We start from the raw sequence: 2,880 nt of genomic DNA on the forward strand, positions 1-2,880 counted from the left end.
CGTGGTCGGGGTGGGGAATATCTATGCCAACGAGGCCCTTTTTCGCGCCGGCATCGATCCCCGCCGCGCCGCCGGTGGCATCAGCCGCGTGCGCTATGAGCGATTGGCCGCCGCGATCCGCGCGGTGTTGGCCGAGGCCATTGCCGAAGGTGGCACGACCTTGCGGGATTTTACGCAGCCCGATGGCAAGGATGGGCATTTTCGACTATCTCTGGCGGTGTATGGGAGGGTGGATGCGCCCTGCCTCCGCTGCGGCGGGCCTATTCGCAGCGTCCGCATTGGCGGGCGCAGCAGCTACTTCTGTCCACATTGCCAACATTGAAATGCGGGGAGCGTCATGCCAAGCCATCAGCTAGCCCTATCACCCATCCTGCGCGAACTGCAGCTATTCAGCCACTGGCGCGACCAGGTAGCCGGGCGATTGCATGATCTGGCGGCGTTGACCACGGATCTGGGCCTGCTGCCCGGTGGTACGGTCCTGCGCCTGGAAACCCTGGCTTACGAGATCGCTCAGGACAGTCTGCGCGTGGCCTTCGTCGGCGAGTTTTCCCGCGGCAAGACCGAGTTGATCAATGCCCTTTTCTTTGCCGATGTGGGCGGCCGGCTCCTTCCCTCCAGTCCCGGCCAGACCACCATGTGTCCGGTGGAGATTCGCGGTGCCCCCCAGGGCAACCCCGGCATGCAGTTGCTGCCCATCGCCAGCCGCACCCTGGACGTCACCATCGAAAAGCTCAAGAAGGCCGGAAGCGCCTGGACCCGGATACCCCTGGGCCTGGAGAGCAACAGCGGGCGGAACGCGGAACTGGCGCACCTGACGGAAACCATCTGCGTGCCCATTGAGGAGGCCCGTCGCTTCGGCCTTTGCCCACCCCTGAATCGCACGCCCAAGGATCGGGAAAGAACGGTATGCCCCTCCTGTGGCCTGGGCAAGGTGCTGATCCCGCGCTGGCGGCACGCCCTCATCTACCTGCCCCATCCCATGCTGGACGCCGGACTCACCGTGCTCGACACGCCCGGCCTCAATGCCATAGGCGCCGAACCGGAGCTGACCTTCGGCATGCTGGCCGATGCCGACGCCATTATTTTCGTGCTGGGTGCCGACACGGGTGTGACCCAGAGCGACCTCGCCATCTGGGAACAATATCTGATGCGCAACCCCAGCCAGAAACAACTGGTTATCCTCAACAAGGTCGACACCTTGTGGGACGACTTGCGCGACCGGTCGGAAGTGGAGGCGGAAATCGCCCGTCAGATTGGTGCCACCGCCGCTCGTCTGGGGGTGCGCCGCGAGCAGGTTATCCCCGTTTCCGGTCAGAAGGGGCTGGTGGCCCGGATTCGCCAGGATGCCGACTTGCTGACCCGGAGCGGCCTGTCGGTATTGGAGGAGGCCATCGCCACCATTCTCGTTCCCGCCCAGGAGGCAAGCATCCGGGAACGCTGTCGTGCCGTGGTGGAGCGGACGGTCATGGATCAGAAGGCCATCCTGCGCGACCAGATGCAAGGAATCACGGCGCAGATGGATAGCATGCGCCGCCTCAAGGAGAAGACCGGCGAAAAAGTGCCCAAGCTCGTGGCCCAGCATCAACAGGTTCTGCGTTCTTTCGAGGCGGATCGCCGCGCCTTCGAGCAGAAGAAAACCGCCTTTCGCGCCGCGGTGGAAGAAGGGCTGCTGGCACCCCTGGCGCCTGGCACCTTTGACCTGATTATCAGCAACGCCAAGGGCGAAATGCTCTCGGCATGGACGACGGCAGGCATCGTGGAGCGCTTCAAGAGCTTCTTTGCCGACGCCATTGCCCGCTTTGACGCCGCCCTCGAAGGCGCGCAGCAAGTGGCGACCCTGGTGGCAGAAGAGTACCAACCCCTGCAGGCCCGCTATCATCTTCCGCAACTGGGGGCCATCCCCTACGCCATCATGCCGCGCCGCGCCGAACTGCTGACCATGGCCGAAAACTATGAACGTTTCGGAATGAAGCTGGAGATTGCCGTCAACACCCAGGGTGCCGTGGTGCGCAAGGCCTTCCTCACGGTGGCCAGCCGCATCCGCGACTTTGTCCTGGAAACCCGTCATGAGGCCGAAAGCTGGGTGGACGAAATCATGGCCGTCATGAATCGCCAGATGGAGATCTTTCAAGCCAAGTCAGAGGAGGAACTCGCCGCCCTGGAGTCCATTTCCCAGGCCATGGGCAATATCGACACCCGCATCCTGCAACTCCAGCGGGCCCTGGCAGACCGTCAGGCCGATATGCGCCAGGTGGATGCCCGCTGGACGCTCTTGCTGCCGCTGCTCCGGCAGGACCATCCCGGGTCGGAGCTTCCGGCCCCCAATCCCTAGCCCTGCCCGGTCAACTGGCGAAACTTCTGTTCCAGTTCGCCGGCCGACTCCGGATGCTGCGGATCGCCGATGATGCAGTCGACCGGGCAGACCTCGCGACATTGGGGGGTGTCATAGTGTCCCACGCATTCCGTACAGAGGGCGGGGTCGATCACGTAGATCTGTGGACCCACGGAGATGGCATTGTTGGGACACTCGGGTTCACAGACATCGCAGTTGATGCATTCATCGGTAATCAGTAACGACATATGCTCCCCGTAAAAAATGCAAACAGAAAAAGACCAAGCGCCGAACTATGTTATTCCGCGCCAGGCTCCCCGTCCACCTGGCCGTGAAAACGCTGGCGCAGGGCCATGGCCACCTGCGGCTGGACAAAGGCCGTCACATCGCCGCCCAGGCGGCTGATTTCCCGCACCAGGCTGGAAGACAAAAAGGTGTGCTGGTCCGAGGTCATCAGAAAGAGGGTCTCCATCTCCGGGTTCATCCGGCGGTTGATGGAGGCGAGCTGGAATTCATGCTCAAAATCCGAAATGGCGCGCAGCCCGCGG

The 2,880-nt window shown here is 62.9% G+C and carries 3 protein-coding genes and 1 pseudogene; 2 read left to right on the plus strand and 2 right to left on the minus strand.

Annotated elements, in window-relative coordinates; translation table 11 throughout:
- Positions 1 to 322 (plus strand): zinc finger domain-containing protein (locus tag ACYCUK_RS24160; protein WP_461597123.1); only part of this gene is annotated, 322 nt, incomplete at its 5' end.
- A 15-nt stretch (positions 323 to 337) separates the two neighbouring features.
- Positions 338 to 2,332, plus strand: coding sequence for a dynamin family protein (locus ACYCUK_RS24165; RefSeq protein ID WP_461597124.1), 1,995 nt, complete (start codon positions 338 to 340; stop codon positions 2,330 to 2,332).
- Here ACYCUK_RS24165 and ACYCUK_RS24170 read toward each other — a convergent pair.
- Both ACYCUK_RS24170 and ACYCUK_RS24175 read right to left on the minus strand, forming a co-directional pair.
- On the minus strand, positions 2,329 to 2,580 hold the full coding sequence (locus tag ACYCUK_RS24170) for a YfhL family 4Fe-4S dicluster ferredoxin (RefSeq protein WP_461268830.1): 252 nt from the start codon (positions 2,578 to 2,580) through the stop codon (positions 2,329 to 2,331). The two genes, ACYCUK_RS24165 and ACYCUK_RS24170, sit on opposite strands and share 4 nt — an antisense overlap.
- Before the next feature lie 50 nt (positions 2,581 to 2,630).
- Positions 2,631 to 2,880: pseudogene (locus ACYCUK_RS24175) on the minus strand (pantetheine-phosphate adenylyltransferase); the annotation flags it as partial.

The organism is Thiomonas sp. (assembly GCF_054608695.1).

What these genes read in the sequence shown, in the direction of transcription:
- ACYCUK_RS24170 (WP_461268830.1), bottom strand. Translation starts at nt 2,580, where the DNA reads ATGTCGTTACTGATTACCGATGAATGCATCAACTGCGATGTCTGTGAA.
- ACYCUK_RS24165 (WP_461597124.1), top strand. Translation starts at nt 338, where the DNA reads ATGCCAAGCCATCAGCTAGCCCTATCACCCATCCTGCGCGAACTGCAG.